The organism is Hymenobacter sp. HD11105 (genome assembly GCF_054051685.1).
Genome location: NZ_JBSWBR010000005.1, coordinates 164771 through 190225, shown reverse-complemented (window position 1 = coordinate 190225; position 25455 = coordinate 164771). Strand labels below are relative to the sequence as shown.

Below are 25455 nucleotides of genomic sequence, written 5' to 3'. Positions count from 1 at the left end.
AGAAACCAAGCCATGCAGGAACTAGAAAAAGAATTTGGACCAACCAGTTGGTCCATTAATAACAAGACCAGTATCTACATCATCACGGTGATACTGTGTATTGCGGGCATCTTTGCCTACATTAAACTGGGCAAGGAGAAGTTTCCGGATATCGTGATTCCGCGTATCATCGTGGCCACGATTTACCCCGGTACCTCGCCCACTGACATCGAGAACTTGGTGACGCGCCAGCTTGAGAAAGAAATCAAGAGCGTGAACGGGGTGAAGAAAATTAACTCCACCTCCAACCAAGACTACTGCATCGTGGACGTGGAGTTTGACTCCGGCGTGGACGTGCAGTACGCCAAGCAGCTCATCAAGGACGCCGTGGACAAGGCCGGTAACGAGTTGCCCAACGACTTGCCTTCGCCGCCAACGGTGAACGAGATAAACTTCTCGGAGATGCCCATCATGAACATCAACCTGGCCGGCAATCTGCCGCTGAGCCAGCTCAAGAAGTTCGCTGATGATTTCCAGGATAAAATTGAAGCGCTGCCCGAAATCACCCGCGTCGACATCGTGGGTGCTCTGGAGCCCCAGGTAAACGTGGACGTGGACCTGAACAAGCTGCGGGCCTCGCGCCTAGGTTTCTCGGATATTCAGCGGGCCATTGGCTCGGAGAACGTCACCATTTCGGGTGGTTCCATTAATGTGGGCAACCAAAAGCGTGCCGTGCGCGTGGCTGGCCAGTACACAAAGGCCTCAGATATCGCTGACATTCAGATCAAGAACCTGAACGGCTCGGCTGTGCGCCTTGGCGACATTGCCACGGTAGAGGATGCCTTCAAGGACCGCGAATCATACGCCCGCCTCGACGGCAAAACTGCTATTGCCCTAAACGTGGTGAAGCGGCAGGGCGAAAACCTAATTGATGCTTCCGACAAAATCAAGCAGATTGTAGAGGAGTCGAAAACGTCGCTGCCCAAGGAGTTGACCATCACCATCACCGGTGATACCTCCAATGACACCCGCGTAACGCTGCACGACCTCATCAACACCATCATCATTGGCTTCCTGCTGGTGACGTTGATTCTGATGTTCTTCATGGGCACCACTAACGCGCTGTTTGTGGGCCTTTCGGTGCCGCTTTCTATGTTCCTGGCCTTCCTGCTCATCCCCATCTTCGGCTTCTCGCTGAACATGATTGTGCTGTTTGCCTTCTTGCTGGCACTGGGAATTGTGGTGGACGATGCCATTGTGGTTATCGAAAACACCCACCGCATGCTGCACGAGCATCCCAACCTGGATACGCCGAAAGCCGCCAAGTTTGCGGCTGGGGAAGTATTTGTGCCGGTGTTAGCTGGTACGCTTACTACCGTGGCGCCCTTCGTGCCGTTGCTGTTCTGGCCTGGTATCGTGGGTTCCTTCATGTACTACCTGCCCGTGACGCTTATCGTGACACTGATGTCGTCGCTGGTGGTGGCCTTTATCATGAACCCGGTGTTTGCCGTGAGCTTTATGCAGCGCGAAGACCACCACAACGAGGAGAACAAGCCCAAACTGACCCGCACCTTCCTGATTTCTATGGGTGTGCTGGCTCTGATTGCCGTGGTTGGCTACTTGTTCCGCTCGCCTTTCGTCGGCAACCTCATGCTGACCATCATCCTGTTCTGCTTCCTCAACGTGTTCGTGTTCTCGAAGATGATTGCTTGGTTCCAGACCCGGGCCCTACCGCGTTTTCAGAATGGCTATGCCAGCTTGGTGCGTTGGGCTATTAGCCACCCGGCTCTAGTAATGGTGGGCGTAGTGGTGCTGTTCTTCGGCTCGTTTGGGGCAGTAGCTCTGCGCGGACCTAAGGTAGCTTTCTTCCCTAAAGGCGATCCCAAGTTCGTGTATACCTACTTGAAAATGCCCGTCGGTACCCGCGTGGAAGTGACGGACTCGGTGACGAAGGAGCTTGAAAACCGCATCTACGGTGTTATTGGCCGCAACAACCCCGACGTGGAATCAGTGATTACTAACGTGGCCATCGGCGCGACCGACGGCACTGAAGGGGGCGCACCGGGAGTGTCGCAGTCTCACCTTGGTAAGGTTGGCGTGGCGTTCAAGGAATTGAGCGAGCGCCGAGGCCCGGCCACCAGCACCTATATGGACAAAATCCGGGAGGTAGTGAAAGGCATTCCTGGCACCGAAGTCTCGGTGGATCAGGAAGCTAGCGGGCCTCCTACTGGTAAGGAAATCGCCATTGAGGTTGCCGGTGACGACTACGTGCAGCTGGCGAAGCTTTCCAAGAAGGTAACGCAGTACATCGACTCGCTGAAAATCGGCGGCGTGGAGCAACTGCGCTCTAATCTGGAAGACCGCAACCCGGAAATTGCCGTCAACATCGACCGTGCCCGGGCCAACCGCGAAGGCATTAGCACTGCCCAGATTGGTATGGAAGTGCGAACGTCTATTTACGGCTCGGAAGCCAGCAAATTCAAGACGCCCGACGATGAGTACCCTATTCAGGTTCGCTACGCCAAGCCTTACCGCGACGACGTCAACGCCATTGTGAATGCTCCGCTGACCTTCCGCGACGCTACGGGCCAGGTGCGTCAGGTGCCGATCAGCTCGGTGGCCAGCGTAACGTACGGCACCACCTATGGTGGCATCAAGCGCAAAGACGTGAAGCGGGTTATCACCATCTCCTCCAACGTTCTGAACGGTTTCACTGGCCCCGACGTGGTACGCGAAATCCAATCGGCACTCGATAATTTCCCCACGCCCCCCGGCTACACCATCAAAATGGGTGGCGCTCAGGAAAACCAACAGGAAACCAGCGACTTCCTGCCCCTAGCAGGCGCGCTGGCGCTGGGTCTCATCTTCCTCATCCTCGTTACCCAGTTCAACTCCTTTAGTAAGCCGCTGATCATCTTGTCCGAGGTACTGTTTTCCATTGCCGGAGTGTTCTTCGGGTTGGCTATTACGGGCATGGACATCAGTATTGTAATGACTGGTGTAGGAATTATTGCGCTGGCGGGTATCGTGGTAAAAAATGGCATTCTGCTGGTAGAATTCACGGATATGCTTCGCTCTCAGGGCATGCCGCTACGGGAAGCTATCGTGCTTGCGGGTCGTACCCGCCTGAATCCGGTGATCTTGACGGCCACTGCCGCCATTCTAGGACTTATCCCACTTGCAATTGGCTTGAATATTGATTTCTATGAGATGTTCAACTCTTTCGAGCCGCACTTCTTCATCGGAGGCGAATCGGTAGTGTTCTGGGGGCCGCTTGCCTGGACGATTATTTTCGGGCTTAGCTTTGCAACCATTATTACCCTAGTAGTAGTCCCTGTAATGTATTTGATCAATGAACGGCTCCGCGCCAAGATTACCGGAAACGACCCCGATGCCCCAGTAACGCCCCCCGCCGACGCAGAAGAAATTCGCGCCACTCGCCCACCTGTTTTAGCTGAAGCTTAAACTGTAAGACACGAGAAATGAGAAGTGAGACGTTTGGTTGATCAACACCAATTAAACAAAGTCTCGCTTCTCAGGTCTCACAGTCTACCCTCTGTATACCTCCCCTTATTATGATCCCCTCCTCTACCTCCATCCCTTCTACCATCGAGCAGCAAGTGCTGCGTATTATCAGCAAGCGCAAGGCTATTAAGCCCACGCGCCTGCGTATCGGCAGCAACCTAAGCCGTGAACTCGGCTTTGACACGGTTGATGTTGTTGACATCATTCTCGAACTCGAGCGTAGCTTTAAAATCACGATCCCCGATGAAGTGCCCCTGAGCACGGTTGGTGATCTGGTTAGCTATGTCGCTTCACACACAGCCGATGTCCGGCAGGTAGCGTAACTGAGAGAAGACACTCACGAATGAACACAAAAAAGCCCCCCAGCCTAGGCTGGGGGGCTTTTTTGTGTTCAACTCAACTCTTTTTAGCGGACATTGCCACCCGAGTCGTTCGAGCTGTCGTTGCGGGTACGGCTACCGTCGGTGTTATACGTATCGTCGGCGTGGGGCTGTACGTTCGTTTTGGGCACCGTGTCGTTAGGGCCAGTCAGGCTGGGGTTAGGATTGCTGCTATCGGGCGAAGAGATGCCCGAATCGGTGTTAGAATGTGGGTGGCTGGAACCAGCCGCCGGATGGTCAATATCGACGGTACCCATACGTTTGGCCGACTCAGGCGCTTCCACTCCATGATTCGGATTGCGGTCTTGGGTGTGGTCGGGCGAGGTCTGGGGGGCATTTTGCGGCTTCGGCCCCGACTCTGATGTAGTGCCATCAGAGGAGGTGAGCGTAACAGCTCCACCGGAAGGGCTATCCACTGGGCCGTCGGTGTGAACTACGGTTGGGCGAGTCCTTTCCCACTCCTCGAAATGGTCCATTTCAGTCTTCAGCTTTGTGGTAAACCAAGCCAGCAGCGCTACGTCATCGAGCAAGCCAATGACCGGAATGAAGTCTGGAATCAGGTCAATGGGGCTCAGGAAATAAATAAGTACCGCCACGGCCGCCACCACGGTAGTTGAAGGCAGGCCCGTATACTCACCTGATATGGACGTGCGCACCAGCCGGAACAGCACTTGCAGCGTTTCCCAAGCTTCCTGGGCCAGCGTGCCTAGTTCGTTTTTCTCGCTAGCTTTCTGATAGGCGTCATTGAGGAGCTTTTTAATGCGCAGCGGCTTCTTTACGTATTCTTCCGCCTTACCAAGAAAGGTTTTGAAGAGGGGAGAAGAGGCGATTTGGTCGCCGTTAGGGTTCGGGGTATTCATAAGGAAGGGAATTGAAGAGTAGAACCAAACCAATCCGCGCTGGACTGGCAGTTGCCTGTTCTATACTGTTAATGCTTAAAATGGTTTTAGGTCCAAATTCGCCCCGAAAATCAACAAAAAAGCCCTACTCTTTGGAGTAGGGCTAAATACCGGGAAAATAGTTGGCGGCCAGTTAATTAGTCTCAACGCGGCCGGCCGCATAGAAGTTGCGGCTATAATAGGCTTGGCGTAAGGAACTTATCATAACACCGCCATTGGTAGCTGAATGGGCGAACTTGCCGTTCTTTAAATAAATGCCCACATGGTAAATAGGCTGGCCGGGCCCGCGGCGGAAGAATACTAAGTCGCCTTCTTCCATTTCGTTCTTGCTGATGCGCTTCACGCTCTGAAACATGGAGCGGGAGCTGCGTTGCAGGGTAATGCCATAGACTTCTTTGAAGACCCGGGTCACGAAGCCGGAGCAGTCGGTGCCGCGGCGGGTGCTGCTGCCGTAGCGGTAGGGCGTCCCGAGCCAGTCAGTGACGGTACGCAGCAGGTCTTTATTTTCGTCGAAATTGAGCTCTAAACCGAGAGTTTGCTCGTAGTAATGATACGCTAGCGAATCGCGGGAGCTGGGGGCCGAGTTGTTGGCCGGGGGAAGGTCGGAATTATTCGGGTTCCAAGCGGGAAAAAGAGAAGCTTCAGCGATAACAGGGCTAGAAGCGGTGCCGGGTTCAGGGGCGGGGGTTCGTTCGTAAAAGAAGGAGAGAGTAAGCGAAGCAGCGGCGAGGCAATACAGGAGGCTATGTTTCATTGTCCGTCGTAGGGGAGCGAAATCGGGATTCGGGCGTAGCCGCAAGCGGCGAAAAGTGGGTCGTATGAGCTAAAAAACTCTGGGCTGAATGCCCAATAAAAGGTGGGTAAAAAGTGACTGTTTGGGGGCCATTTCCGACCGTTTGTGGTTGGCCCTGCGGGTTAAAGCTAAGCCATAAAAAAACGGTCGTCCAAGTTTACCCCCTTAAAAGGGGTAAAAAACTTTATTTTAGACAAGTTTATGACAGAAAATTCATAGCTCAACTGTCATCTCAACTCAACCGTTTGGCGTATACTACGCCGCTTAAATTGCAGGTTATGTCCTCACCCAGAATCATTGAAAACTCACCCTTCGCCCGCATCGCTCGTATCGTGCTGCAGTCGCGGAGTGTGGCCATGGTTTTAGGCAATACTATTCACCTAAGTGGGGCCACCCGCGAGCAGTTTCTACAAGATCCTTACTGGGTTGCCCATGAGATGTGCCATATCCGCCAATTCCGCGAACATGGACACTTGCCGTTTTTGTGGAAGTACCTGGTGGAGTCGGCGCGGGTAGGGTACTTCAACAATAAGTTCGAGGCCGAGGCCCGCGTTGCTGGACGCGAGGAAGCCCACCTGTACGCTGGTGGCAAGCCCCTGCCCGACCCCGATCAAATGCACAAAGGAGCACGCGGCTAAGCCAGAGCTTACTGTTGGCTAAAGAGCTGCAATCCGACTTCCATCAGCAGCCAGCGTAGTGTGATCCACAAAGTAAGACTTAGCAGTTCTCAAAGTGTAAAGACGAAAGGCTTGAGTTAAGCTGGGGGCATTTTAGAGCAAACAAAAAAGGTTGCCGCCTTCCTCATCGGAAAGCAGCAACCTTTGCTAACTGTTCAGCTTGGAATAAGCTTACTTCTGCTCCTCAAACATCTTGCGCATACCAGCTGCCACCAGACTATCGGGCGTGATGTTGCTGAGCATGGCCTGAATCTTATTTGTGATGCCCGAAATGACGCGCATCTCACCGTTCATCAGCGCCGCGTAGCCATCCTTGGCTACATCCTTAGCATTGGCTAGGCTGCCTTGGGCTGCGTTGGTGTCCTCGGCGCCGGCGCGCTCGAAGAAGTCGGTGTCGGTGGCGCCGGGGCACAGGGCAGTGACCGTTACACCCGAATCTTTTAGCTCATTATGTAAAGCTTCCGAAAACGATAGTACAAACGACTTGGTAGCCGAATACACGGCCATATTGGGCGAAGGTGTATAAGCAGCGGTAGAAGCAAGCTGTAGAATACGGCCCTGTCCGCGCTGCTTCATGTCGCGCCCAAATAGGTAAGTCAATTCTACAAGCGCCGTAATGTTGGTTTGAATAACGGCCACATTACGGGCTGGGTCAGCTTCGAGGAAGGGGCCATACTCACCAAAGCCGGCGTCATTCACGAGCACATCTACCTGCAAGCCATGTTGCTTCACGGCGTCGTACACGCGTTGTGCCGCCTGGGGCTGACTTAAATCCTGCGTAATAATTGTAGGCTCCAAGTGATGAACACTGCGCAGATGATCGGCAAAATGACGCAGCCCATCCACGTTCTGATCGACTAAGATGAGCTGGTAGTTATCCTTGGCAAAAAGATGAGCCAATTCTTGGCCTATACCACTGGCAGCCCCCGTAATAAGGGCTACGTTTGATTGAGAAGAAGACGTCATAAAAGACTGTTTTTAGGGTAGTTATTGAGAGCAGGATATACCTGACTTACTCATACTCAACAGGAAATGTTATGACTCGACAACAGGAAAAAGTACAGCTTATTCGCAACCCCACCCCCCACAAATACGATATAGAAGCTAGTCCGACCCGCCGGTCGGATGTAATTTTCTGATCTATCCCTCTTCCCTAGTTATGGAAAACAAGCCCAATCAACCGAACACTGGATCTAATCCCTCATCTGCTGGCGCAAACGCTGGTGGTGCTTCACAAAAATCTTCTTCGGCACAAGGTGGTGCCAATAAGCCTTCGGGTGCTGCTGGTTCGGCTAGCACTGCCAGTGGCAGCGCAAACGACTCAGGCGACCAGCAGGATAACCAAAACCAAGGCCAGAGCCAAGGCGGCCAGCAAGGCGATGCTGGCATAGGCGGTTCAGTGAAGGGCTTGGCAGATCAGCTTGGACTAAGCGACAAGCTCAACCAGATCCAGATCCCTCAAGCGGTGAAAGATCTTATTCCTCAGGCAACTACGCAATTCAATAAGCTCACCACGACACAGCAAATTGTAGGTGGTGCATTGCTCATCGGTGGCCTTAGCTGGCTAGCGTTGCGCTCAAAGAGCAGTGACAAAGGCTACAAGAGCTACAAAGGCAAGAGCGGCAAAAAAGATAAATCGGCTTATCGTGGCTCTAGCAGCAGCGAGTCGGGCAAATATGGCTCTACAGGCAGCTATGGTTCCAGCAGCTACGGCTCAGGCGGCAGCTACGGTTCAGGCTCCAGTGCAGCTTCGGGCAGCTCTAACTCGGGCTACCGTCCAGCACCAAGCAGCGGCTCCGGCTCAAGCTCTAGCGGCAGCACTTACCGCTCGGGTAGCAGCGACAGCAACAGCGGCTACCGTTCAGGCAGCAGCAGCGGAAGCGACTATGGCTCCTCTTCGGGCAGCCAGTCAGGCTACCGCGGTGGTAGCGGAATGGGCAGCAGCTCATCCGGCTCCGACTATGATAGCAGCTTGTAAGTAAATGCCCCCAGGGCATAAAAAAAGAGCCGGACGTGAATATCACGTCCGGCTCTTTTTTTATGCCCTGGGGGCATTTCAAGAGGGTTTACATGCGGGCTGAATAAATGAGATATAGAGTTGAACTCATTGACTATAAAGTATTAAAACCAATTAATCTCAACTATTCGATAGCTCGACGGTTGTTGGATGAATTAACACATTCCAACCACCTCCTTTTATCTATGAAAAAGAAACTGATCATCCTTAGCGCTTTCACTATCGCGCTGCTAGGAACCAGCGGTGTCGCAACCGCCCAAACCATGTCTTCGACCCCAGCAGCCACAACTTCGGGCACGGGTACCAACAAGGATTTGGCTGCTAGCGCTGCCTTGTCCTCCGAACACACTACGTTGCTCAAAGCTCTGCAAGCTGCCGGCTTAGCCGATCAGGCAAAAAAGGCGGGCCCCTTCACGGTATTTGCCCCGGATAACGCCGCTTTTGAAAAGCTACCCGCCGGCACAGTGGACAACCTGCTGAAGCCCGCCAATAAAAAGCAGCTTAGCAAAATCCTGACTTACCACGTGGTGCCTGGCAACGTAATGGCTGCCGACCTGAAAGACGGACAGACGATAAAAACCATTCAGGGTGAGTCGCTTACCGTAAGCATCGCCGGCGATGTTGTAACCATCAGTGACGCCAAAGGTGGCAAAGCAACCGTCACTACCCCCGATATCAAAGCCACCAACGGCACTGTGCATTCCATCGACGCCGTACTAATGCCCGCTAAGTAAGCATCAGTAACTAGTATTATTTGATAGATCAAAAAAGGCCTGCTTTTATGGAGCGGGCCTTTTTTCTGGGGTAAGAAGCAGAGGAGAGCGCCGGAGTTGGCCCAAAGCATAATTCTTCGATGAGCTGGCTACTAGGCCGTATTTTTGTTGGTTATGTAGATAAACCTTTCGCTTCTGCGTTAGGCTACCTTTACCACTTCCCTTATCTGTATGGTGTCTTCTGATCCTGTTACGGCCTTACTTACCCAACATGGCCTACGGCAAACAGTCGTGCGACAAGCTGTGCTGCGCATCTTTTTGGATAAAGCCTACGCGCTGTCTAATCATGATTTGGAGCAACATCTGGACGCCAGCACTGATCGGATTACGCTGTATCGTACCCTGAAAACCTTTGAGGAGAAAGGCTTGATTCATCGGGTTATCGATAGCACCGACGTGCTGCGCTATGCCTTGTGTTCGCGGGCGTGCCGCCCAGAGGCCCACGCCGACAACCACGTGCATTTTAAGTGCTCTACGTGCGAGCACACGTACTGTCTCAATCAGGTTGATATCCCGGTTGTGCCGTTGCCATTCGGTTTTCAGGGTGTAGCGCGCGAGTATCTCGTGACGGGAGTTTGCCAGCAATGTCAGCCTGCAAGTAGCTCGCTACGCAGCCACTAAGCCAGACTCTAAAACTGCTTGCACTCATAGATTAGGAAACGTGGGGGGCTTTTTTCAAGTAGGCTGTTGTGTTCAGTAACTCCAGAGCTACGCCCGATTCGCACGTCGTTTTCTATTCACGGTAGTATCCTTCATTCACTACCGCGCGTTATCGTACCTAAGAATTCCCTGCCTCGCCCGCTATGCCCGATTTGCCCGCGTCGTTGACTTCCTCCGCAGACAACCTGTTTCAAACCTTGTTAGAAGTCTCGTTGACTGCTGTCAAGCTGATGCGGCCGGTAGCTGGGCCCAACAATGAGCTGGCGGACTTTGCTATTGAATACCTAAACCCAGCCGGCCAGACGATGACCGGTCTGCCGGAGCGCCCCGAGGGTACTTTGCTTTCACTATTCCCGGTGGCTTTGGCCACCGAACTTTTGCCCTTTTACCGGCGCGTATTCGAAACAAGCCGGGCCGAGCGCTACAGCACCAGTTATCAGCAAGCTGGCGTAATCAAGCGCGTGCAGCTGGCGGCCCAGCGTAGTGGTGAGTTGCTGGTAGTAAACCTCACTGATGAGGTCGCCGACCGAAGCCTGAGTGCGGTAGAGGAGGCGCTACGCGAAAGTCAGGCTCGCGAGCGGGAGGCGCGCGCAATAGCTGAGGTCCAACACCAACAGCTCGACACGCTAATCATGCAAGCGCCAGCTTGTATTGCCCGTCTTGCCGGGCCCAGTCACACCTTCACCGTTGCCAATCCGCTGTATCATCAGCTATTCGGTGGCCGGCAACTGGTAGGTAAAGGTATTCGCGAGGCCTTGCCCGAGCTGGCGAGCGAGCCTTTTTTTGGTTTGCTGGATACCGTTTATCGTACCGGGGAAACGTTTTACGGCAATGAGATTCCGATTTACCTCGACGGGGCTATTCCTGGCCAATCGGAACCACGGTATTTTTACTTCATCAACCAAGCAACCCAAGATGCAACGGGTAAGGTAGATGGCATTCTGGTGTATGCCTACGATGTAACCGAGCAGGTGCTCGCTCGTCAGATGCTGGAGCGTAACAAAACGCAGCTTCAAGCACTGAACGACGAGCTGAAGGAAGCAAACGAGAAGTTGGGGGCCGCGACGCGCCAGGCGGAAGAAGCTCGGGCCGAGGCAGACCTGCAGCGCCAACAGCTATATAACATCTTGATGCAGGCGCCAGCAATGATCTGCATGTTTGAGGGGCCCGAGCACCGATTTAGTCTTATCAATCCGTCGTATCAACAGTTAGTGGGGGAGCGGCCTCTGCTGGGCCAGCCTATTCGCCAGGCCATGCCGGAGCTAGCAGGGCAGCCGATTTTTGAGCTGCTCGACCGCGTATACCGCACGGGTGAGACTTTTTATGCCCAGGAAATGCTAGTGCAACTCGATCATACTAATACGGGCAGCGACCTGGGCGAGAACTACTACAACTTCGTTTATCAGGCCACGCGCAACTTGGCGGGCGCGGTAGAGGGCATTTTGGTATTTGCCTACGAGGTAACAGCCCAGGTAAAAGCGCGTCGGCAGGTAGAGCTTAGTCGCCAGCAAGTGCAGAACCTGAATGAGGAGCTTGCCGCCACAAATGCGGAGCTGCAAGCGGCTAACGAGGAGTTTTTAGCCAGTAACGCTGAGCTGGTGCGTACCCAGCAGCAACTGAAACAGCTCAACATCGAACTGGAAAACCGCGTGCAGGAGCGCACTCAAGCGTTGCAGCGGGCCCAAACAGAAGCCGACCGCCAGCGCCAGCGGTTGGATCGCCTGTTTATGCAAGCGCCAGCGGCCATTTGCATGCTTTCCGGCCCCGATCTGGTATTTGATTTAGTAAACCCAGGCTACCAAGAATTATTTGCCGACCGACAGCTACTGAATAAGCCCATTCTGGAGGCTATGCCAGAGATAGAAGGAAACGTTGTATACAAAACGTTACGCCTTGTATATGAAGTAGGAGGAACACATCACGAACAGAACCTACTTATCCCCTTTGCTCGACCCGAGGACGGGGTGCTGGAAGACCGCTACTTCAACTTTATTCAGCAGGCCCGCTATGATGAGTATGGCCACATTGATGGGGTGCTGGTCTTTGTCTTTGAGGTAACCGAGCAGGTGCAGGCCCAGCAGCGAGCCGACGTGTTACAAGCGGAAGTGCTGGCAAGTGCCCAGCGCTTAGCTCAGGAGCGCGAAACGTTTTATCAGGTATTCGAGCAAACCCCCGCTTGCATCTGTGTACTGCACGGGCCCGAGCACCGAATAGAGTACTATAATGAGGCGTATCAGCAGTTGTTTCCGGGCCGACAGATGTGGGGCCGCACTATCGCCGAAACCCAGCCGGATGCTGTAGCCCAGGGTTTTCTAGCCCTGCTCGACAACGTGTACCAGACCGGCGAGACTTTTTATGGAAATGAATTGCTGCTGACTATTGATCAGCTGGATGGTAAGGTCCCCAAAGACACTTATTTCAACTTCACTTATCAAGCATACAAAGAGAATGGAAGCGTCATTGGGGTGTCAGTCTTTGCCTACGACGTAACTGAGCAAGTGCGTGTGCGCCAACAGCGCGATGCACAGCGGCAACAGCTAGAGCAATTGTTTATGCAGGCCCCAGCCGCCATATGTATTCTCCGGGGGGCTGATTTGGTGTATGAGTTAGTAAACCCAGGTTATCAACAACTATTTCCCGACCGTACGCTATTAGGTAAGCCCATCTTAGAGGCATTGCCTGAAATAGCCGAACATGTTGTCTATCAGACCTTTCGGGAGGTGTACCAGACCGGAGTATCACATGAGGAGAAGGCGCTGCTTATTCCCTTAATGCGGCCCAATGATGGTCTTTTAGAAGACCGCTACTTCAATTTTGTTCAGCAAGCCCGCTATGATGAGCAAGGCTGTGTGGATGGCGTGCTGGTTTTTGCCTTTGAAGTAACCGAACAGGTGCAGGCGCGGCAGCAAGCTGAGCGTAGCGAGGCCCGTTTCCGACGGTTGGCCGAAACCACCCCGATGATTGTGTGGGAAGCCGACGCAGCAGGCCACACGACGTATCTGAGCCCACGTTGGGAGCAGTTTACAGCTACGGCCAACGGGCAGGGCTTGAGTTGGAAGGAGTATATTCACTCCGACGACCAGGAGCCTTTTGTTCAGGCCTGGCTGACGGCGGTAAGCACCCAACAAACTTTTCAGGCTGAAGCGCGTCTGCGTCTAGCGGCTACTGGCGAGTACCGTTGGTATCTGGACCGGGCAGTACCTGTGCGCGACGCCGCGGGCGTAGTTGTACAATGGGTGGGTGCTGCCACCGATATTCACGAACAGAAATTAGCTGCCAAGGTTCTGCAACGGCTTACCCACAAGCTGCGCAAAGCCCGCGACGAGGGTTACGCGCTTAATAGGGAACTGGAGGCCACAAATCAGCAGCTCACGCGCACCAACATCGACCTGGATAACTTTATCTATACGGCTTCCCATGACCTGAAAGCTCCCATCACCAATATTGAGGGCCTGCTACATGCGTTGGAAGCACAATTACCTGTTCTTGATCAGAGCGGCGATATTCCCTTCATTTTGGCTATGATGCAGGGGGCGGTGGATCGGTTCAAATCTACTATTGATCATCTTACAGATGTGTCGAAGCTGCAAAAGGAGCACGACCAACCTGCCGTGAGCGTGCATTTGGGCGATGTAGTGGAAGGCGTACGCCTGGATCTGCTGCCTTTGCTTGAGCAAACCCAAGCTCACTTGGAGGTAGATGTGCAGGCTTGTCCGGCGCTCTCTTTTTCCGAGAAAAACCTGCGCTCGGTGGTGTACAACCTGCTTAGCAACGCTCTGAAGTATCGCTCGCCCGACCGCCCAGTGCAAGTCCATGTTCGTTGCCGCACCGAAGAGGAGTACATTGTGCTGGAAGTACAGGACAACGGCTTAGGGCTAGATTTGAACCGCCAGCGCCAATTATTTGCCATGTTCCAGCGCTATCATACCCACGTGGAAGGCTCCGGTATTGGCTTGTATATGGTGAAGAAGATGGTAGAGAATGCGGGGGGCAAAATTGAAGTCGAAAGTCAGGTGGGCGTAGGGTCCACTTTCTCGGTATTCTTCCGAAATGAAGGATAGTAAGCGGCGTTGGGCTGTATGCTAATGCTGGGTGCTGGCCACCGCTTTCGTCTAATTGTGAGAAGCAAAAAGCCCCCCAGAGAATTTCTGGGGGGCTTTTTTAATGAGCCTCTTATTGGACTCGAACCAACGACCTGCTCATTACGAATGAGCTGCTCTACCAACTGAGCTAAAGAGGCGATTCCCGTGTGGCTGTAGCCGCGTAGGAAGGCAAAGATAGGCAGGCGCTGGAAACTAGTGCAAGGCTGGGGGGCAATTTTTCTGACCTCAACCGGTAATTGGAGCTGCGCAACGTACCCTTTCATTTATGCGTTTGGTAAGTGTCAGCGTATCCTAAAAGTGAAATTATTTGGCATCTGACCCTTATAGTCAATGAAATCTGCTTCTGTATTGCGCGCCTTGGGCAACGGCTTGGTGGGCGCCGTGGTGCTCACGGCCATCCACGAAACCGTCCGCCATATTATTCCGAAAACCGCCCCGCGCATGGATGTGCTAGGTATGCGCGGCCTGCGCAAGCTGCTGGGCAAAGCAAATGCCCCCCAGCCCGACCACGACACGCTCTTTAACCTGACCATGGCCGGCGACATTCTTTCCAATGGCTTGTATTACAGCTTGGTAGGTGCCGGTAAAAATGCCTGGCAGCGCGGCGCCGTGCTCGGCTTAGCAGCCGGCGTAGGCGGCGTAGTGCTGCCCGGCCCCATGGGCTTGGGCGAGGGCCCCAGCAACCGCACCACCCAAACTAAACTCATGACCGTAGCCTGGTACCTGCTCGGCGGCCTAGCTGCGGCGGGCGCGGCGTGCGCAACCCGCAAGCGCAAAAAATAACCGTTGTGCTTCGCAACGCTGCGGATAATACCACAACGCAGGCGCAGGTGCTACCTTTGCCGCTATAATGGTAAAACAGCTCCGCAAACTTCTGGTCCAGACCCTCGGCTTCGAGCGCTACATCCGTTTCGTGAGCCGCGTATACCTACGGCTGGTAGGAGCGGGCTGGGGGCGAGCTAAGTACCCAGAGCTATTTTTCCTGGAGAAAATCATCCGGCCCGGCTTTGTGTGTCTGGATATTGGCGCTAATCTGGGTTACTACTCAGTGGCGTTGTCGCGGCTGGCCGGGCCTACGGGCAAGGTGCTGGCCGTGGAGCCTATTCCGGCTTTTCAGAAAATATGGGAGGATAACGTACGCCTCAGCGGCCACGACAACCTCGTTCTGCTGCCTTACGCGCTTGGGGGGCAAAATACCACTGTGAAAATGGGTACGCCCGAGCGCGACGGTTTGCTCCACCACGGCATGACCAAAGTTGCGGCCTCCAACCCCAACGAAACCTACGCCCGCACCTACGAGGTGCCCATGCGCGTGCCCGACGAGCTGCTGGCCAACTTGCCCCGCCTGGATTTTGTAAAATGCGACGTCGAAGGCTTTGAGCACGAGGTGTTTCGCCATTTGCGAAATACGCTGCGCCGCTTCCGGCCTCTTATCCAAACGGAGCTGAATGGCCTGGAAAACCGTCAGGCAGTGGTAAAATTGCTCGCTGAGCTGGGCTATAAACCATTTTTGCTGTCGGCGCGTTCTGAACTTGTACCCTGCTCGGATGCGCAACTCACCAGCGCCGTCACGGCCGATTTTTACTTCCAACCCGACTCGAGTTCCCGCCCATGACCAAGTTCTTTCTCACCCTGCTCATCATCTCGCTGCTCGTGCGCTTTGTGCTGCCCGTGGTGTTGCGGCTGGTGGTGGGGATGTTCATCAAAAAGCAAGTGCGCCGCTACGGCCAGCAGTTTGGCCAGGCGCCGCCGTTTGGGGGGCAAAATTCACCTTTCGGCCGTCCGCCCGGCCCGACCCCCGCGCCCGGCGAAGTACGCGTGGAGTACGTGCCACCTCAGCCCAAAGCCCGCCCCGATACTGAGTTCAAAGGCGGTGACTACGTGGAATACGAGGAGGTAAAATAACCCACCTCATTACGCTAAAAACTGGCCTTGCCGGATGCATCTGTGCATTTCTGGCACTAGTACCAATACCTACTCCTTATGACGTTATCTGCTTCTAGCTCGCTGGTGCCTGCTAATGACCCACAGCGACTAGAGGCCTTAGCTCCCTACTTGGTGCTAGGTACCGCGCCCGATGCGGTGTTTGACGAGGTGGTTCGCCTGACGGCCAAGCTGTTCAACGCTCCTATTGCGCTGGTGTCGCTGGTGGAGGAAGGCAGTGTTTGGTTTAAAGCCAACTTCGGCTTAGCCGGCGCCGAACGTGTAGCTCGCAACGAGAGTATGTGCTCGGTGGCCATATTACAGGATGGGACTACCATCTACGAAGATTTGCTCCTTGCGCCCTGTCAGCTTACCAAGCCCGATGTGGCGGAGGCTTTGCAACTTCGCTTTTATGCCGGGCACCCATTGCGTAGCGCCGATGGCCACCATATTGGTGCCTTATGCGTAATTGACCGTCAGCCCCGCATCCTGTCCATCACCGAACAACAGCGGTTGCAGTCGTTGGCAGACGTAGTGATGAAGCTGCTCGACCTGCGGTTGGCTTTGAAGCAGCATCCGCCCCACTCTAGTGCTATGTGGCTCCAACTGTATCATCACCTGGACGAATCGCTCACGCGCTTGAATACCTTAGCGGAACTAGCTCGGTGGGAGGAATCGGTGAGCACGCCCGATGCGCTCACTTATCAGCAGTCTATTGAGGATGAAGCGGAACTGATTATTCAGCTCCTGGACAAGCAGATTTCGGCCACCCTAGCAACGGTGCTCGCCTTGAACGTGAGCGAAAAAGAAGCGTAAGCCACCCGATTGGTTCGTTTGCCTGCCGGAGCGGTGATTTAAAAGTAGCAGCTCCGCAAAAATGCCCCCCAGCTTTCCTAGTTTCAAAACCGGGTGGCTGGGGGCATTTTTATGCTGGTCAAATTCGTTCTGTAACCACCGCCGGTTTCCCCGAATAAAATAAACGACCTACCTTCGGCGTGCTTTGCCGGGCCCTAGGGGGCTTTTTGGCTGATTCTCGATTCTTTCGTTTGCTGATGACTACTGTTTCTCCCGTTGCCGTGCCGCTGTGGCGGCGGATGCTGCCCCACCTGCTGGCCGTGCTGTTTTTCCTGGCCCTGGTATTCGTGTACTTCTCGCCCCTGGTGTTGGATGGCCAAACCCTCGCCCAGCACGACATCGTGCAGTTCCGGGGCGGCTCGCAGGAAGCCGCCACCTACCGCGATGCCACTGGGCAGGAAGCTCTCTGGACTAACTCTATGTTCAGCGGCATGCCCACCTACCTGATCAGCACCCGCTTCCCCGGCGACTTATCGGTGTATCTGCATCAGATTTTTACCTTGAATCTGCCGGCGGTGGTGGCCAACTTATTTCTGGCTTTGCTCTGCGGCTACATACTTTTTGTGTCATTGGGCGTGCGGCCGTTGGTGGCAGTGGTGGGCGCTATTGCGCTGGGCTTTACCAGCTACAACCTCGTTATTCTGGCTGCGGGGCACAATACCAAGTCTATTTCTCTGGCCTACGCGCCGCTGGTGCTGGCGGGGCTACTAGTAACGTTTCGGCGCAATCGCTGGCTCGGGGCGGCTCTGTTTGCCTTGGGACTTACCATGAATATTCGGGCTAACCACCTGCAAATCACCTACTATCTGCTGTTGCTAGTGTTGGTATTCGGCATCGTGGAGCTGGTATACGCTTTCCGCGAAAAGCGTCTGCCCGAGTTCTTCGGACGTACGGCGCTGTTGGGCGCTGCGGCCTTGCTAGCAGTAGGCGTCAGCTTTGGTCGCCTCTACGTCACGGCCGAGTACGGCAAGTACTCCATCCGGGGTCGCTCCGAGCTTACGACGCCCGTGCCCGGCACCCCCAACGCCGCTGCCGATGATGCTCCCAGCGGTTCCGGCCTCGACCGCGACTACGCCTTTAACTGGAGCTACGGAGTAGGCGAAACGATTACGTTGCTTATTCCCAACTACTTCGGTGGCGCCAGCCAAGGTGCTCTAAGCGAAAGCTCAGCCACCGCCAAGGCGCTTACCCAACTCGGCGTGCCGCCCGTGCAGCTCCGCGATTACTTATCCCAGTTGCCCCTATATTGGGGCGATCAGCCCAGTACCAGCGGCCCCGTGTACGTGGGCGCGGTGGTGTGTTTGCTGTTCGTGTTAGGCCTGTTTGTGGCCGACCGCCGCCTGCGTACCTGGCTTTTAATCGGAACAATCTTGTCTATGATGCTGGCCTGGGGCAAGAACTTCGAGACCTTCAATGATCTGATGTTCGACTACTTCCCCGGCTACAACAAGTTCCGGTCGGTGAGTATGGCGCTGGTTATTGCGCAGTTGGCAATGCCGTTGCTGGCTGTGCTGGCCCTGGCCCGGGTGCTGCGCGCCCAGCGCGCTAGCTCCGCTCCTGTAGCCGGTCATCCGGTGCTCGCGCTACCCGCCGCCGATGCGCCCGAAACCGCCGACCTTAAGCGCAAGCTGCTTTATGCTGTCGGCGGCACGGCTGGGTTGTGCATCCTAGCCTGGGTCTTCAGCTTGGGGGCCGATTTTGCTTCGCCTATCGATGCTCAATTGCAGCAAAGCGGGTTCCCGCTCGATGCTATTCGCCAGGACCGCGCCGGCCTACTCCGCTCGGATGTGCTGCGGTCCTTGTTCTTTATTATAGCTGCGGGGGGCATTTTGTACTTCTTTTTGCAACGCAAACTATCGGCTACGACGGCCGCTCTCGTTATCGGGGCGCTTACTCTCGTCGACCTGTGGGCCGTGGATAAGCGCTACCTCAACGACTCCAATTTTCAGCGCGAAACCGTCACCCAGCAGTTTGTGCCCACGGCCGTCGATCAGCAGATTTTGCTGGATAAAGACCTCAGCTACCGCGTGCTTAACCTCAGCAATCCATTCAACGAGGCGAACACTTCCTACTTCCACAAGAGCATTGGCGGCTACCACGGCGCCAAGCTGCGCCGCTACCAGGATTTGATTGAGCGGCAGATTTCGCAGAACAATACCCAGGTGTTCAATATGTTGAATACGCGCTACCTCATCACGCCCCCTAACCCCCAAACCAATCAGCCGGCGCAGGTACAGCGCAACCCTGATGCTTTGGGCAACGCCTGGTTTGTCAACGAAGTCAAGCCAGTACAAAGCCCTGACCAGGAAATTGCTGCGCTCAGCAATTTCAACGCGGCTACCACGGCCATTGTCGACGTCTCGAAGTTTCCGCTCACCAAAACCTCCTACAACGCCGTCGGTTCCAGCATCCGCCTAACCGATTACTCGCCTAACGCCCTGAAATATCAGGCTACGGCGGCTCAGGATGGCTTCGTGGTCTTCTCGGAAATCTATTATAAGGACGGCTGGAATGCCTACATCGACAGCAAACTTGTGCCGCATATGCGCGCCAACTATGTGCTACGCGCCATGCCCGTTCCTGCTGGCCAACATACTATCGAGTTTAAGTTTGAACCCCAGTCCTACGCCATCGGCAATACAGTTTCGCTGGTGTCCTCCATTCTGTTGATTTTAGGCTTGATTGGAGTAGCTTTTTACATCTGGAAAAAGCGTCCAGTATTAGCAAATCAGGACTTAGTAGCGGCCTAAATAAAGTCAAGCTTCGCGCTACACCCAATAAGTCGTCAAATCGGCGCCTTGGTCTACATCGTATGAGGACACCGATTCCGCTGGTCTTACAGGAAATTGACGAGCCAGCGGCGCGGCGGCGCGGTATTCGTTTGGTTTTGTTGCGCGACGACCTGACCCACCCGGAACTGCCGGGCAATAAGTGGCGCAAGCTTAAGTACAACCTGATAGAAGCCCGCGCTCGGGGTCAGCACACGCTGCTCACCTTCGGGGGGGCTTTTTCCAACCACTTAGCCGCCGTAGCCGCCGCCGGCCGGCTCTACGGGTTTCGCACCATCGGGGTAGTGCGCGGCGAAGAAAGCCTACCCTTGAACCCGACGCTGGCCCAAGCTGCGGCCGATGGTATGCTGCTACGCTACCTCGACCGCGAGGCTTACCGTCATAAGCAGGAGCCAGTGTGTCAGGCTGACTTGCTCCGGCAAATGGGCCCCGCTTACGTGTTGCCCGAAGGCGGCACCAATGAGTTGGCTCTGCGTGGCTGTGCCGAGTTAGTAACCGAGCTAAGCGCCCAACTTGCCTTCGATGCCCTTTGCGTCGCCTGCGGTACCGGCGGCACGCTGGGGGGCATTTTGACGGCGCTGAAGCCCCAGCAGAAAGCCGTGGGAGTAGCGGCACTGAAGAACGGCGGGTTTTTGCAGCAAGACATTGAAACGCTGTTATTAACTGCTGGCCAATCCGTTGCCGCTCCGTGGTCGGTGCAGACCAATTATCATTTTGGTGGCTACGCTAAGTTCTCGCCCGAGCTGCTTGCGTTTATTCAGCAGTTTCAGCAGCGCCACGGCGTGCTGCTCGACCCGCTTTACACGGGCAAGCTGCTGTACGGCGTCCTGGATTTGCTGAGTCAGGATTATTTTGCTGCGGGCAGTACCGTAGTAGCCGTGCACACGGGCGGTTTACAAGCCTGGGCGGGTTTTCAGGCGCGGTTTGAGAAGCGAAGCGCTTGGTGGCCGAACGTGGCTTCTGACCCGCAAGAGCAGTAGATTTTGACGCGACGAATTAAAAGCAACCGATTATTTGTTGCAACTCAACAGTGCTTAACAGCAGCTAGATACGTATGCAGACCAGCTAGTACACATTTTCCTGCCCACCATTTTTCCTCTGCTGAATGATCCGCTTGCTTCGCCGCTTATTACCGTTGTTGTTTCTGGTGGGGTTAGGCTGGTTTTTGTGGGAGAAAGTGCAGCCAAGTTTAGAGGAGTTGCAGAATCCGCTACGCCCAACGCCTCAAATCACCGTCACGCACAACACGGTACTGACCAAAGTGGAAAGCCTGGGCCGCATGGAGTTGGTGCGCTTCCGGTTCAAGGATGTGGTGGAGTACCGCAAAAGCACCTACCGTTTCCTGCCTGATTCCAAAGTGGCGCTTATCGTGGCCGGCGAGGCAGTAGGCTGCTTGGATATGACCAAAATACGCCCCCAGGATGTCGTATTTGAGGGCGACTCGGTGGTGCGGGTGGCCCTGCCAGCGCCCGAACTCTGCACCTGGCGCGTCGACCACAGTCAGAGCAAAGTGTACAGCACCGAAAACTCGTTTTTTCAGGATGCCGAGCTTATTGATGAAGGCTACCGCTATGCTGAGCGCAACGTGCGCCAAACTGCGCTGCAATCGGGAATTTTGCCCCAAACCACCCAGAACGCAGAGAAAATTCTGCGGCCTATGCTAGAAACCATAACTGGCCGCCGCGTGGTGCTGACCAAGCAAATGGCTCCACCTCAAGTGCCAGCTCGGCGGTAACGGAGGGCTTTTTTACTGCCAACTAATTTTTCGCGTATCCCGGCCCGCGTGTAATCGCTCGGGCACTTGCTCCAGAATCAACTGATATAGTGTATTCAGTAATTGAGTGCGCACGAAGCCATGGTGCACCACCATACTAACCTCGCGTACAGGTTCTGGTGCCTCGAAGCGCTTCACCATCGGGTTATGGTCCGCCTCCGTTAGGACCGACAACTCGGGTACCAGCGTGTAGCCGTGGTTGCGCCGCACCAGTTCTTTCAGCGTTTCGATAGAACCGCTTTCGTAGGTATATGCTTGGGCCCCGTTTGGTGGAGAGCAGATAGTAAGCACTTGGTTGCGAAAACAATGGCCTTGCTGTAATAGCCACAGGCCAGTGCTCGAAAGGTCGGCGGGACGCAGCATGACGTGAGCATATAGCGGATGCGACTCCGAAACGTATCCTAAGAAGGGCTCTTCCAATAACGCTACTTCGCGCAGTTGGGAATCATCAAGTGGCGTGATCAATAGGCCAATATCCACTTGGTGAGCTTTGAGACGACGCACGAGCTCCTCCGACTGCAACTCCTCCACGCGCACATGTAGCTGCGGATGCCGCTCGGCCAGCGGCACCAGAAACAGCGGCACTAGGTAAGGCGCCAATGTTGGAATAATACCCAGTCGCACTTCGCCGACTAACTCATCTTTCTCCACCTGTACTACCTCACGTAGTAGCTGCACCTCGCGGAGCACGTGCCGGGCGTGCTGCACCACTTTTACACCGATAGCGGTCGGTTCCAGCCGTTTTTTCTTGCGGTCAAATAGCAATACTCCAAGCTCTTCTTCCAGTTTTTGAAGCTGCATACTGAGTGCAGGTTGGGTGACGCAGCAGCTGTTAGCGGCACCTACAAATTGCCGGTGCGTGTCGAGCGCGATGAGGTATTCTAGCTGTTGCAGGTTCACAGCGCAAAGCTAAACTATAAGCATTGCTGATACTATTATCAAAACAAATGATTTGATTTATACTTGCACTAACAGCATCTTTGGTGAAAATTATATAAGATTGTCTTCCAACGCTTCTCGTATAAGTTACTAATCACTTAACAAAAGCTTACTATGGACCAAGATCAGAATCCCACGTCCGGCAACGGTACGGGTACTGCCGTAACCGGCGCTGGCACTTCGCAGGATACGCGCACTGTGGCCGGCGAAAACGCTCAGACGCTGACTACGCGTCAGGGCCACCCCGTTACTAATAACCAGAACTCGCGTACCGTGGGCAACCGCGGCCCCGTGACGCTGGAGAACTATCAGCTGCTGGAAAAGATCAGCCATTTTGACCGGGAGCGTATTCCTGAGCGGGTGGTGCATGCCCGCGGCGCTGGTGCTCACGGTGTGTTTGAAGCCTACGGCACCGTGGGCGATGAGCCAATAAGCAAGTACACACGAGCTAAGCTGTTCCAGGAAAAAGGTAAAGAGACGCCCGTATTCGTACGGTTCTCTACGGTAGGTCACGGTGGCCACTCGCCCGAAACCCTGCGCGACCCCCGCGGCTTCGCGGTCAAATTTTACACCGAAGACGGCAACTGGGACCTGGTAGGTAATAACCTGAAGGTGTTCTTTATCCGTGACGCCCTCAAATTCCCGGATCTGATTCACTCGCAAAAGCCTGATCCGGTAACCAACCGGCAGAGCGGTGAGCGCATCTTCGACTTTATTTGCAATACGCCAGAGGCCATGCACATGGTGTCTTTCCTGTTCTCGCCTTGGGGTATTCCGGCCAACTATCGCCAGATGCAAGGCTCGGGCGTAAACACCTATAAGTGGGTGAATGCGCAGGGCGAAGCTGTACTAGTGAAATACCACTGGGAGCCATTGCAAGGCATCAAGAACCTGACCCAGCCCGAGGCTGAGAAGATTCAGGCTAAAAACTTCAACCACGCTACGCAAGACCTATTCGACCACATCAAAGCTGGTGACTTCCCGCAATGGGAGCTGTGCGTGCAGATCATGAGCGACGACGAGCATCCGGAGCTTGACTTCGATCCGCTCGACGATACCAAAATCTGGCCCCAGGATCAGTTCCCATTCCTGCCCGTGGGCAAGATGACGCTGAACCGCAACCCTGAAAACTACTTTGCTGAGGTAGAACAGTCTGCTTTCGGTACCGGTGTTCTGGTAGATGGTCTGGACTTCTCCGACGACAAAATGCTGCAGGGTCGTACGTTCTCGTACTCCGACACGCAACGTTATCGGGTGGGCACCAACTATTTGCAACTGCCCATCAACGCGCCCAAAAAGCACGTGGCTACGAACCAGCGCGATGGTCAGATGACGTATCACGTGGACTCGGCTCCTGGTCAGAACAACCACATTAACTACGAGCCATCCTCGTTGAATGGTCTGAAAGAAGCGCCCCGCACGCACCCCGATCACATGCCCCGTTATGAGGGCCGATTGATACGTCAAAGCATCGATCGCACTAACGACTTCAAGCAAGCCGGTGAGCGGTACCGTCTGCACGAAGATTGGGAGCGCGAAGACCTAATCAACAATATGGTTGGTGCGCTGGCTGACGCGGCTCAAGTCATTCAAGACAAGATGATTGAGCTATGCACGAAGTGTGATGAAGATTGGGGCCGCCGCGTAGCTGAAGGCATTCAGCAAGCCAAAGCTGGCGCACAAGGCGCCACCCAGATCAATGAAGCTAAGAGTGCTCAAGCCGTGGAGCAAGCGGAAGAGCGGGCTCATGAGGCCCAGCCTTACTAAGGTCGATTAAGTAACTTACAAAAAAGCCCCCCAGATCAGATCTGGGGGGCTTTTTTGTAACTGGAATATTAGTGCTATTCGTCCTCGTCGTCCGTCTTCTCCTTGCCTAAATCATCCAGCGCCATCTTAATCAGGTCCGACTCATAGCCTTTGCTGGTCATAAATAACTGAAGCTTCTGCCGGCGCACGCGTAGGTTTTTCTCCTTCTCCTGACGGTCTTTCTTTTCCAAAACATCGACCAGGTTTTGATAATACTCGTCGCCGTCGATTTCCTTCATGCCTTGCTTGATGCAGTACTCCGAGATGCCCTTAAACTTCAAGTCCTGCAGAATGCGGCGGCGGCCCCACTTTTTGAGCCGATACTTGCCACGCACAAAGCTCTTGGCGTAGCGCTCTTCATCGAGTAATTTCTCCTGGCTCAGCCGAATAATAATTTCGCCGGCTTCATCCTCGGTCAGGCCGTAGCTGCGCAGCTTTTCTTCGGTTTCCTTGAAGGTGCGCTCTTGGTAGGTGCAAAAGGCCGCTATTTTCTGAAGGGCTTCAGGGGGTGTGTAGAATTTCTTGGCGGGCTGCTGCATAAGAGGAAAATAGCGTACTGATTAGCTTGTTGTCCTTAACTCATCTCCCGCCAAAAAAGGTCAGGAAGTGGGTTTAATAACGGCGGGCCGAGCCCCAAAACGGGCATTATACAGCACGACCGAAGCCAGAATAACCGCATACGCAACGGCTTGCGTGGTAGTGGCGGCCTCTCCGAAATAAAGGAAGGCCAGCAGGAAGCTCACCACCGGATTCAGATACATCAGAATACCAACCGTGCCTGAAGGCAGCACATTCAGCGCGTACAAGTTCAGAAACAGCGGCAGCACGGTGAAGACTACGCTGAGAATAGCCGTCATCAGGAGCAGGTGAGCATCGTGGAGACCGGCTAGGGGCGAGGCGCCTAGTAAGTTAGCCGTGGGCAAAATTAAGGCGGCAGCTAGTGTAAGCTGCACTGTGAGCAGTACTAGCCGATCGTAGCCCTGGAGGCGGCGCTGGGTGATGAGGTATAAGGCGTACGTGGCTGCCACTACCAGGCTCATCAGCAAGGTGCGCGCTGAGCCCGTGCCTAGAAGCGCGCAGCTCAGCGCGCTAAGTCCAATGGCCAGCCACTGATTGGGGCGCAGCTTCTCACGCAGCACCAAAAAACCGAGCAAGGCTGTCAGAATGGGACAAATAAGATAAGCAAACGAGCCAGCCTGCACACTCACCTTGTTAATGACATAAATGAACAGCAGCCAGTTGGACGACAATAAAATGCCCCCCAGCAAGGTACTCCCCGCCACGCTCCGCCGCTCGGTGAGCGGGGCCGTGCGCCACTTGCGCCACGTAGCCCGCACCGACGAAAAGCGGAACAAAACGTTGATAACTAGTAAGATGATCAGTGAAATAAGAACCCGAAAAAAGAGGATCTGCCCGCTGGGATAACTGGTAAGCGTCCGCAGTGGGATAGGGAAGAAGCCCCAGATGAGAAAAGCCGCCAGCGCGGCCAAGTGGTAACGGGTGAGTTGCACAACGAAGAACTAAACGTATAAGTCCGCAAAGGTACCACACACCTTACCTTTG

The 25455-nt window shown here is 54.5% G+C and carries 20 protein-coding genes, 1 tRNA gene and 1 pseudogene; 15 read left to right on the top strand and 7 right to left on the bottom strand.

Going from position 1 to position 25455, the window contains the following annotated elements; genetic code table 11:
• Positions 1-12 precede the first annotated feature (12 nt).
• Positions 13-3444, top strand: coding sequence for an efflux RND transporter permease subunit (locus ACW9KT_RS16520; protein ID WP_457082360.1), 3432 nt, complete (start codon positions 13-15; stop codon positions 3442-3444).
• A gap of 110 nt (positions 3445-3554) precedes the next feature.
• The gene (locus ACW9KT_RS16515) at positions 3555-3827 is read left to right on the top strand and encodes an acyl carrier protein (RefSeq protein WP_457082358.1); all 273 of its coding nucleotides are present in this window, start codon (positions 3555-3557) and stop codon (positions 3825-3827) included.
• 563 nt (positions 3828-4390) lie between these two features.
• Here ACW9KT_RS16515 and ACW9KT_RS16510 read toward each other — a convergent pair.
• Positions 4391-4744: pseudogene (locus ACW9KT_RS16510) on the bottom strand (YkvA family protein); the annotation flags it as partial.
• Positions 4745-4916: 172 nt separating this feature from the next.
• A complete protein-coding gene (locus ACW9KT_RS16505; protein ID WP_457082356.1) occupies positions 4917-5537 on the bottom strand; it encodes a C40 family peptidase in 621 nt (206 codons plus the stop codon).
• Positions 5538-5854: 317 nt separating this feature from the next.
• Between ACW9KT_RS16505 and ACW9KT_RS16500 the strand changes: the two genes are divergently transcribed.
• Positions 5855-6214 (top strand): hypothetical protein, encoded by a 360-nt coding sequence (locus ACW9KT_RS16500; protein WP_457082354.1) that lies wholly within the window; start codon positions 5855-5857, stop codon positions 6212-6214.
• Between the two features lie 210 nt (positions 6215-6424).
• On the opposite strand, the gene ACW9KT_RS16495 is transcribed toward ACW9KT_RS16500, so the two are convergent.
• The gene (locus tag ACW9KT_RS16495; RefSeq protein ID WP_457082352.1) at positions 6425-7219 is read right to left on the bottom strand and encodes an SDR family NAD(P)-dependent oxidoreductase; all 795 of its coding nucleotides are present in this window, start codon (positions 7217-7219) and stop codon (positions 6425-6427) included.
• Positions 7220-7412: 193 nt separating this feature from the next.
• On the opposite strand from ACW9KT_RS16495, the gene ACW9KT_RS16490 reads away from it, so the two are divergent.
• The 4 genes from ACW9KT_RS16490 (at position 7413) to ACW9KT_RS16475 (ending at position 13764) form a co-directional block, all read left to right on the top strand.
• Positions 7413-8231 carry a hypothetical protein gene (locus ACW9KT_RS16490; RefSeq protein ID WP_457082350.1) on the top strand — a complete coding sequence of 273 codons (819 nt, stop codon included), beginning with the start codon at positions 7413-7415 and terminating at the stop codon, positions 8229-8231.
• 224 nt (positions 8232-8455) lie between these two features.
• Entirely contained in the window at positions 8456-9004 is a 549-nt protein-coding gene (locus tag ACW9KT_RS16485) for a fasciclin domain-containing protein (RefSeq protein ID WP_457082348.1), read from the top strand.
• A 210-nt stretch (positions 9005-9214) separates the two neighbouring features.
• Entirely contained in the window at positions 9215-9664 is a 450-nt protein-coding gene (locus ACW9KT_RS16480) for a Fur family transcriptional regulator (RefSeq protein ID WP_457082346.1), read from the top strand.
• Between the two features lie 182 nt (positions 9665-9846).
• On the top strand, positions 9847-13764 hold the full coding sequence (locus ACW9KT_RS16475) for a PAS domain-containing protein (RefSeq protein WP_457082344.1): 3918 nt from the start codon (positions 9847-9849) through the stop codon (positions 13762-13764).
• 106 nt (positions 13765-13870) lie between these two features.
• Here ACW9KT_RS16475 and ACW9KT_RS16470 read toward each other — a convergent pair.
• Positions 13871-13943, bottom strand: a tRNA-Thr gene (locus tag ACW9KT_RS16470).
• Between the two features lie 193 nt (positions 13944-14136).
• On the opposite strand from ACW9KT_RS16470, the gene ACW9KT_RS16465 reads away from it, so the two are divergent.
• The 7 genes from ACW9KT_RS16465 (at position 14137) to ACW9KT_RS16435 (ending at position 21108) form a co-directional block, all read left to right on the top strand.
• Positions 14137-14589, top strand: coding sequence for a hypothetical protein (locus tag ACW9KT_RS16465; RefSeq protein WP_457082342.1), 453 nt, complete (start codon positions 14137-14139; stop codon positions 14587-14589).
• Between the two features lie 67 nt (positions 14590-14656).
• Positions 14657-15421, top strand: coding sequence for an FkbM family methyltransferase (locus ACW9KT_RS16460; protein ID WP_457082340.1), 765 nt, complete (start codon positions 14657-14659; stop codon positions 15419-15421).
• Positions 15418-15711 carry a hypothetical protein gene (locus tag ACW9KT_RS16455; RefSeq protein ID WP_457082338.1) on the top strand — a complete coding sequence of 98 codons (294 nt, stop codon included), beginning with the start codon at positions 15418-15420 and terminating at the stop codon, positions 15709-15711. The genes ACW9KT_RS16460 and ACW9KT_RS16455 overlap by 4 nt, the downstream gene beginning before the upstream one ends.
• 78 nt (positions 15712-15789) lie before the next feature.
• Complete coding sequence (locus ACW9KT_RS16450) at positions 15790-16545, top strand: GAF domain-containing protein (RefSeq protein WP_457082336.1); 756 nt, start codon at positions 15790-15792, stop codon at positions 16543-16545.
• A 236-nt stretch (positions 16546-16781) separates the two neighbouring features.
• Entirely contained in the window at positions 16782-19334 is a 2553-nt protein-coding gene (locus ACW9KT_RS16445) for a YfhO family protein (RefSeq protein WP_457082334.1), read from the top strand.
• Positions 19335-19396: 62 nt separating this feature from the next.
• Positions 19397-20353, top strand: coding sequence for a 1-aminocyclopropane-1-carboxylate deaminase/D-cysteine desulfhydrase (locus tag ACW9KT_RS16440; protein WP_457082332.1), 957 nt, complete (start codon positions 19397-19399; stop codon positions 20351-20353).
• 125 nt (positions 20354-20478) lie between these two features.
• Entirely contained in the window at positions 20479-21108 is a 630-nt protein-coding gene (locus ACW9KT_RS16435; RefSeq protein ID WP_457082330.1) for a DUF4230 domain-containing protein, read from the top strand.
• Positions 21109-21120: 12 nt separating this feature from the next.
• On the opposite strand, the gene ACW9KT_RS16430 is transcribed toward ACW9KT_RS16435, so the two are convergent.
• Complete coding sequence (locus tag ACW9KT_RS16430) at positions 21121-22047, bottom strand: LysR substrate-binding domain-containing protein (RefSeq protein ID WP_457082328.1); 927 nt, start codon at positions 22045-22047, stop codon at positions 21121-21123.
• Between the two features lie 153 nt (positions 22048-22200).
• Here ACW9KT_RS16430 and ACW9KT_RS16425 point away from each other — a divergent pair, with 153 nt between their 5' ends.
• A complete protein-coding gene (locus tag ACW9KT_RS16425) occupies positions 22201-23853 on the top strand; it encodes a catalase (RefSeq protein ID WP_457082326.1) in 1653 nt (550 codons plus the stop codon).
• A 74-nt stretch (positions 23854-23927) separates the two neighbouring features.
• Here ACW9KT_RS16425 and ACW9KT_RS16420 read toward each other — a convergent pair whose 3' ends face one another.
• Complete coding sequence (locus ACW9KT_RS16420) at positions 23928-24431, bottom strand: regulatory protein RecX (RefSeq protein WP_457082324.1); 504 nt, start codon at positions 24429-24431, stop codon at positions 23928-23930.
• A gap of 60 nt (positions 24432-24491) precedes the next feature.
• On the bottom strand, positions 24492-25403 hold the full coding sequence (locus ACW9KT_RS16415; protein WP_457082322.1) for an EamA family transporter: 912 nt from the start codon (positions 25401-25403) through the stop codon (positions 24492-24494).
• Between the last annotated feature and the right edge of the window lie 52 nt (positions 25404-25455).

What these genes read in the sequence shown, in the direction of transcription:
- ACW9KT_RS16455 (WP_457082338.1), top strand. Translation starts at nt 15,418, where the DNA reads ATGACCAAGTTCTTTCTCACCCTGCTCATCATCTCGCTGCTCGTGCGC.
- ACW9KT_RS16435 (WP_457082330.1), top strand. Translation starts at nt 20,479, where the DNA reads ATGATCCGCTTGCTTCGCCGCTTATTACCGTTGTTGTTTCTGGTGGGG.
- ACW9KT_RS16490 (WP_457082350.1), top strand. Translation starts at nt 7,413, where the DNA reads ATGGAAAACAAGCCCAATCAACCGAACACTGGATCTAATCCCTCATCT.
- ACW9KT_RS16475 (WP_457082344.1), top strand. Translation starts at nt 9,847, where the DNA reads ATGCCCGATTTGCCCGCGTCGTTGACTTCCTCCGCAGACAACCTGTTT.
- ACW9KT_RS16505 (WP_457082356.1), bottom strand. Translation starts at nt 5,537, where the DNA reads ATGAAACATAGCCTCCTGTATTGCCTCGCCGCTGCTTCGCTTACTCTC.
- ACW9KT_RS16460 (WP_457082340.1), top strand. Translation starts at nt 14,657, where the DNA reads ATGGTAAAACAGCTCCGCAAACTTCTGGTCCAGACCCTCGGCTTCGAG.
- ACW9KT_RS16465 (WP_457082342.1), top strand. Translation starts at nt 14,137, where the DNA reads ATGAAATCTGCTTCTGTATTGCGCGCCTTGGGCAACGGCTTGGTGGGC.
- ACW9KT_RS16450 (WP_457082336.1), top strand. Translation starts at nt 15,790, where the DNA reads ATGACGTTATCTGCTTCTAGCTCGCTGGTGCCTGCTAATGACCCACAG.
- ACW9KT_RS16425 (WP_457082326.1), top strand. Translation starts at nt 22,201, where the DNA reads ATGGACCAAGATCAGAATCCCACGTCCGGCAACGGTACGGGTACTGCC.
- ACW9KT_RS16420 (WP_457082324.1), bottom strand. Translation starts at nt 24,431, where the DNA reads ATGCAGCAGCCCGCCAAGAAATTCTACACACCCCCTGAAGCCCTTCAG.
- ACW9KT_RS16440 (WP_457082332.1), top strand. Translation starts at nt 19,397, where the DNA reads ATGAGGACACCGATTCCGCTGGTCTTACAGGAAATTGACGAGCCAGCG.
- ACW9KT_RS16520 (WP_457082360.1), top strand. Translation starts at nt 13, where the DNA reads ATGCAGGAACTAGAAAAAGAATTTGGACCAACCAGTTGGTCCATTAAT.
- ACW9KT_RS16480 (WP_457082346.1), top strand. Translation starts at nt 9,215, where the DNA reads ATGGTGTCTTCTGATCCTGTTACGGCCTTACTTACCCAACATGGCCTA.
- ACW9KT_RS16445 (WP_457082334.1), top strand. Translation starts at nt 16,782, where the DNA reads ATGACTACTGTTTCTCCCGTTGCCGTGCCGCTGTGGCGGCGGATGCTG.
- ACW9KT_RS16500 (WP_457082354.1), top strand. Translation starts at nt 5,855, where the DNA reads ATGTCCTCACCCAGAATCATTGAAAACTCACCCTTCGCCCGCATCGCT.
- ACW9KT_RS16515 (WP_457082358.1), top strand. Translation starts at nt 3,555, where the DNA reads ATGATCCCCTCCTCTACCTCCATCCCTTCTACCATCGAGCAGCAAGTG.
- ACW9KT_RS16485 (WP_457082348.1), top strand. Translation starts at nt 8,456, where the DNA reads ATGAAAAAGAAACTGATCATCCTTAGCGCTTTCACTATCGCGCTGCTA.
- ACW9KT_RS16495 (WP_457082352.1), bottom strand. Translation starts at nt 7,219, where the DNA reads ATGACGTCTTCTTCTCAATCAAACGTAGCCCTTATTACGGGGGCTGCC.